We start from the raw sequence: 5,465 nt of genomic DNA, 5'->3' as shown, positions 1-5,465 counted from the left end.
CCGCCTCGCACTGCCCGGCGTTCGGGCTGGGGTGGTCGTTGCGGTCCCGGCGCCACACCCGCCCCCTGACACCGCCCCGCGTCGCGCGCTTCCGTGCCGCCCCGCGTCGCGCGCGCTCGTGCCGTGAGTCGCGCCGCGCGCCTTCCGTGCCGTGCCGCCCCGCGTCGCGCGCTCCGGCGCCACCGGCGGTGGTCCGATGAGGGCTCGGCAGGGGCTGGACGGCGCCCGGGCGGGCCGGGCCACCCCGCGCGGGCTTCGCCGGCCGGAGTCAGTAGCGGACGTCCGCCGGGCGGTCGGACATGGGCAGCCCCGCCTCGCGCCACGCCTGCACGCCGCCGATCATGTCCGTCGCGCGGTGCAGGCCGAGCGCCCGCAGGCTCGCCACGGCGAGGCTGGAGCTGTAGCCGTGCCGGCATACCACGACGATCCGCAGGTCGTAGCTGGTGGCCTCGGGGATGCGCCAGGCACTGGCCGGGTCCAGCCGCCATTCGAGCACCGTCCGGTCGATCACGATGGCACCCGGGAGGTCGCCCTGCTCCCGGCGCTGCACGTCGGTGCGGGTGTCGACCAGCAACGCCCCGGTGCGGACCGCCTCGACGGTCTGGTGCGGGGTCAGCCGGCGTACCCCGGCGCGGGCCTGTTCCAGCAGGGCGTCGACGCCCGGACTCATCACGCTGTGGGACACCAGCCGATCATCCCGCACCGGTTCCCGGCTCCGCCGCCCGAACGCCCCGGCCCGCCCGACGACCGCTCGTTCGGGCGACCCCCGATCGGTGTGCCCGTCCGGACGTCGCCCCGGGTGCCGCCGGAGCCGGTCGACGGGCCGCGCGCGCCGGTCGTCCGTCGTCCGGGTCCGGTCCCGACGCGCACCGGGCCTGACCGCCGGCCCGGTGCGCGTCTCCCGCTACCGTCGGCCCCGTGGTGGTGGCGGTCATGGAGGCGTACGAGCGGCTGGCCCGGCGGGTGCTCGCCGGGCCGGCGCGGCTGGGGCGGACCCGGCTGGTGGCGGTCGACGGGCCGAGCGGCGCGGGCAAGAGCGTGTTCGCGGCGCGGCTCGCGGACGCCCTCGCGGGCCTGCCCGGCGGCGGGCGACCGCCGGTGGTGCACACCGACGACCTGCTCGACGGGTGGGACGACCAGCTCACCTTCTGGTCCCGGCTCGAAGAGTGCGTGCTCGCGCCGTTGCGCGCCGGGCGGCCGGGGGCGTACCGCCGGTACAGCTGGGTCCGCCGGGCCTTCCTGCCCCGGCCGGTGCCGGTGCCGGTCGCGCCGGTGCTGCTGGTCGAGGGGGTCAGCGCGGCGCGGGCCGCGGCCGCGGCGGACCGCACCCTCGCCGTCTTCGTCACCGCCCCGGCGCCGCTGCGACTCACTCGGGCCGTGCGGCGGGACGGCCCGGGGATCCTGCCGGAACTGCGCCGCTGGCACCTCGGGGAGCGGACGCACTTCGCCGCCGACCGCACCGAGGCCCGCGCCGACCTGGTGGTCGACGGGGCGCCGACCCTGCCGCACGACGCCGCCCGGTACTACGTGCGGCGGGGCCCGACCAGGGCCGTCGCGGCCTCGGGCGGTGCGGGACGGTAAGGCCGGCATACGATGCCGGTCATGACCACACCGATCATGTCCGAGTCCGAGGTCCGGGCCGCCGTCGAGCGGGAGATGCCCGGCGTCCGTGCCGACCTGGAACGCCTCGTCCGCATCCCCGGCATCGCCTTCGAGGGCTTCGACCACTCGCACGTGGAGCGTTCCGCCGAGGCGGTGGCCGAGCTGCTGCGCGGCTGCGGCCTCGACGTGAGCATCGTGCGCTCCGGCGGCCAGCCGGCGGTCATCGGGAAGAAGCCCGCCCCGCCCGGTGCGCCGACGGTGCTGCTCTACGCCCACCACGACGTGCAGCCGGTCGGCGACCTCTCGCTGTGGGAGTCGGACCCGTTCGAGCCGGTGGAGCGGGACGGCCGGCTCTACGGCCGGGGCGCCGCCGACGACAAGGCGGGCATCATGGCGCACGTCGCGGCGCTGCGCGCGTTCGGCGACGCGCTCCCGGTGGGCGTGGTCCTCTTCATCGAGGGTGAGGAGGAGTACGGCTCCGACTCGCTGGAGCGGCTGCTCGCCGAGCACCGCGACGAGATCACCTCGGACGTCATCGTCATCGCCGACTCCGGCAACTGGGACATCGGCGTACCGGCGCTGACCACCTCGCTGCGCGGCATCGTCAACTGCTTCGTGGAGGTGCGCACCCTCGACCACGCCGTGCACAGCGGCATGTTCGGCGGGGCGGTGCCGGACGCGCTGACCGCCCTGGTCCGCCTGCTGGCCACCCTGCACACCGACGCCGGTGACGTCGCCGTCGACGGCCTGGTCGGCCGGGAGGGCGCGAGCGTCGACTACCCGGAGGAGCGGATCCGCGCCGAGGCCGGGCTGAGCGAGGGCGTCGAGTTCATCGGCACCGGGCGGATCACCGACCGGCTCTGGACCAAGCCGGCCCTCGCGGTGCTCGGCATCGACGCCCCGGCCACCGGCGAGGCACCGAACGCCCTGGTCCCGGCCGCGAAGGCCAAGCTGAGCGTGCGGCTCGCGCCGGGCGACGACCCCAAGCGGGCGTACGCGGCCCTGCGCGCGCACCTGGAGAAGCACGCGCCGTGGGGCGCGCGGGTGACCGTCACCTTCGAGCACGACGGCGACCCGTGCGTCATCGACGCGTCCGGCCCGATGTTCGACGCCGCCCGCTCGGCGTTCCGGACCGCCTGGGACGGCACCGACCCGGTGGACATCGGCGTCGGCGGTTCGATCCCCTTCATCGCCACTTTCCAGGAGATGTTCCCGCAGGCCGCGATCCTGGTGACCGGCGTCGAGGACCCGCACGCCCGGGCGCACGGCCCGAACGAGAGCCTGCACCTCGGCGAGTTCGCCCGGGTCTGCCTGGCCGAGGCGCTGTTGCTGAAGAAGGTCGCCGAGGCGGGCGCCGACGGGCGTTAGGCGTCGGAACCGTAACTTCCGGGTCGATGTGGGAGTTTGCGGTGTGTCGGCCGCGGGCTTGTTATAGCCTCTCGTACATGCGTACGAACGAGGTGATGAGCCGGCTCGAAGCCGCCGTCAGCGCTCTGGGGGACGTCGATGTCTCCGCGTGGCCCGAGGACACGCTCAAGGAACAGCTCGGCGAGCTTTCCGCCGCCCTGGTCGCGCTCGACACGGTGCTCTCCCGGGTCGCCGACGAGGTCCGCGCCCGCGGGCTCCGCATCGAGGAACCCGTCTCGGCCTGACCACCCGGGCACGGCAATGCCCGGTGGTGTCGGGGGTGGCTGGCAGGATGGAACCGTGCGGTTCCTCGACCTGGCAGCCACCTCCGCCGCCGTCGGCGCCACCCGTGCCCGGCGGGCCAAGGTGGAGCTGCTCGCCGGGGCCCTGCGCGCGCTCGATTCCGACGAGGTTCCGGCCGGCGCGGGGTGGCTGGCCGGCGAGCTGCGCCAGCGCCAGACCGGGGTGGGCTGGGCGAGCCTGCGTGACCTGCCGCCCCCGGCGGCCGAGCCGACCCTGACCGTGGCCGCCGTCGACGCGGCCATCGACGAGATCGCGGCGGTGCACGGGCCGGGTTCGCAGGCCCGCCGTCGGGCGCTGCTCGGCGCGCTCTACGCGGCCGCCACCGTCGAGGAGCAGCGGCTGCTGACCGGCCTGTTCAGCGGCGAGCTGCGGCAGGGCGCCCAGGCGGGGCTGCTCGCCGACGCGGTGGCCCGCGCGGCCGACGTGCCGGTCGCGGCCGTACGCCGGGCCCTGCTGCTCGCCGGCGACCTGCGCGCGGTCGCGGTGGCCGCGCTCGACGGCGGCGCGCCGGCGCTGGCCGCCTTCGGCCTCCGGGTCGGCCGCCCGCTCGCGCCGATGCTGGCGCAGAGCGCGCCCTCGGTCGACGAGGCGCTGGCGGCCACCGGCATGCCCGCCGTGGTCGACGTCAAGCTCGACGGCATCCGGATCCAGGTGCACCGCTCCGGGCACGACATCGCCGTCTTCACGCGCAGCCTGGACGACATCACCGCCCGGGTGCCCGAGGTGGTCGCCGCCGTGCGGGCGCTGCCCGCCCGCGAGCTGGTGCTCGACGGCGAGGCGATCGGGCTGGACGCGACGGGCCGGCCGTTGCCCTTCCAGGAGACGTCGAGCCGGGCGGCGCGGCGCACCACGCCGAGCACCACCGGCCGCGCCCAGGTCGCCCCGGCCGTGCTCGCCGCCGCCGAGACCACCGGCGAGCCGGTGCTGACGCCGTACTTCTTCGACCTGCTGCACCTCGACGGCGACGACCTGATCGACCTGCCCGGTCGGGAGCGCTGGGCGGCGCTGGCCGCCGCGGTCGACTCTTCGTTGCTGGTGGGCCGCATGGAGGTCGACGGCCCGGAGCGGGCCGGCGAGGCGTTCGCCGCCGCGATCGACGCCGGCCAGGAAGGGGTCGTGGTGAAGGCGCCCGACGCGCCCTACGACGCCGGCCGCCGGGGCGCCGCCTGGGTGAAGGTGAAGCCCCGGCACACCCTCGACCTGGTGGTGCTCGCGGTGGAGTGGGGCAGCGGCCGGCGTCAGGGCTGGCTGTCCAACCTGCACCTGGGCGCGCGGGACCCGCGCACGGGCGACTTCGTGATGCTCGGCAAGACGTTCAAGGGCCTCACGGACGAGGTGCTGCGCTGGCAGACCGAGCGGTTCCTCTCCCTCGCCGTCGAGCGCGGCGACTGGGTGGTGCGGGTTCGCCCCGAGCAGGTGGTCGAGATCGCGTTCGACGGGGTGCAGACCAGCTCCCGCTACCCGGGCGGGGTGACGCTGCGCTTCGCCCGCGTGGTGCGCTACCGCGACGACAAGACGGCGGCCGAGGCCGACACCATCGACGCGGTACGCGCCATCCACGCCGGCCGCGTCACCGGCTGAGCGGCCTACCCGGCGGCCGTCCCGCCGCGCGCCGGTCCCTGTCCGGGGGCCGGCGCCGCGGCGGGCCGCGGCGACCGCCTCACATGGTCGACAGGGACCGGGCGTAGTTGACCTGGTTGTTGATGTGCTGCACCTGGCCCTGGTCGGTGACCGGGATCCGGGCCACGTACTGGTGGGCGCCGTTCATCACGCTGACCTGGACGGTGCCGTGGTGCCGGGTCTCCTTGATCAGCAGGAAGAGCAGGCTGAAGAAGGTCAGGCAGAAGAAGCCGACGATGGCGCAGACGATCGCCCACTGCGCGGTCTTCTCCTCCTTCTGCCAGTAGTCGCTGACGTGCCAGGACGCGCCGGCCAGCGGCAGCACGCCGGCCGGCGTACGGATCACCGGCGGGGTCACCATGATCTCGCCGATCTGCACGGCCACCGCGCCCTGCGCGGGCGGGTAGCCGGCCGGCAGCGGGCCAGGCAGTGCCGGCGCCATCACCGGCGGGTGCGGCCCCGGCCGGGCGACCGCCGTGCCGGGCGGGGCGGAGTACGGCGCGGCGGGCGGGGCGGAGTACGGCGCGGCGTAC

4 protein-coding genes and 2 pseudogenes are annotated in these 5,465 nt (G+C 76.0%); 4 read left to right on the top strand and 2 right to left on the bottom strand.

Features of this window, described 5'->3' with window-relative positions; all coding sequences use genetic code 11:
- Window positions 1-268 precede the first annotated feature (268 nt).
- Window positions 269-670 carry a rhodanese-like domain-containing protein gene (locus ACSNOB_RS31300; protein ID WP_436690964.1) on the bottom strand — a complete coding sequence of 134 codons (402 nt, stop codon included), beginning with the start codon at window positions 668-670 and terminating at the stop codon, window positions 269-271.
- On the opposite strand from ACSNOB_RS31300, the pseudogene ACSNOB_RS31295 reads away from it, so the two are divergent.
- The 4 genes and pseudogenes from ACSNOB_RS31295 to ACSNOB_RS31280 all read left to right on the top strand — a co-directional run bounded on the left by ACSNOB_RS31295 (window position 605) and on the right by ACSNOB_RS31280 (window position 4,893).
- Window positions 605-1,581, top strand: a pseudogene (locus ACSNOB_RS31295) (uridine kinase family protein). The gene ACSNOB_RS31300 and the pseudogene ACSNOB_RS31295 overlap by 66 nt on opposite strands.
- A 36-nt stretch (window positions 1,582-1,617) precedes the next feature.
- Window positions 1,618-2,970: a dipeptidase gene (locus ACSNOB_RS31290; protein ID WP_436690966.1), complete on the top strand. Its 1,353-nt coding sequence runs from the start codon at window positions 1,618-1,620 to the stop codon at window positions 2,968-2,970.
- A gap of 77 nt (window positions 2,971-3,047) precedes the next feature.
- Window positions 3,048-3,254: a hypothetical protein gene (locus ACSNOB_RS31285; protein ID WP_091103798.1), complete on the top strand. Its 207-nt coding sequence runs from the start codon at window positions 3,048-3,050 to the stop codon at window positions 3,252-3,254.
- 55 nt (window positions 3,255-3,309) lie between these two features.
- Window positions 3,310-4,893: an ATP-dependent DNA ligase gene (locus tag ACSNOB_RS31280; RefSeq protein WP_436690962.1), complete on the top strand. Its 1,584-nt coding sequence runs from the start codon at window positions 3,310-3,312 to the stop codon at window positions 4,891-4,893.
- Between the two features lie 79 nt (window positions 4,894-4,972).
- Here ACSNOB_RS31280 and ACSNOB_RS31275 read toward each other — a convergent pair.
- Window positions 4,973-5,465: pseudogene (locus ACSNOB_RS31275) on the bottom strand (hypothetical protein); the annotation flags it as partial.

Origin of the sequence: Micromonospora sp. URMC 106 (assembly GCF_051386395.1) — a bacterium.
Taxonomy (GTDB): domain Bacteria; phylum Actinomycetota; class Actinomycetes; order Mycobacteriales; family Micromonosporaceae; genus Micromonospora.
The sequence above is the reverse complement of the archived record's forward strand: the minus strand, read 5'-3'. Positions and strand labels throughout refer to the sequence as shown.

Excerpts from the sequence above, each read along its gene's own strand:
- ACSNOB_RS31300 (WP_436690964.1), bottom strand. The coding sequence starts at position 670 with ATGAGTCCGGGCGTCGACGCCCTGCTGGAACAGGCCCGCGCCGGGGTA.
- ACSNOB_RS31290 (WP_436690966.1), top strand. The coding sequence starts at position 1,618 with ATGTCCGAGTCCGAGGTCCGGGCCGCCGTCGAGCGGGAGATGCCCGGC.
- ACSNOB_RS31285 (WP_091103798.1), top strand. The coding sequence starts at position 3,048 with ATGCGTACGAACGAGGTGATGAGCCGGCTCGAAGCCGCCGTCAGCGCT.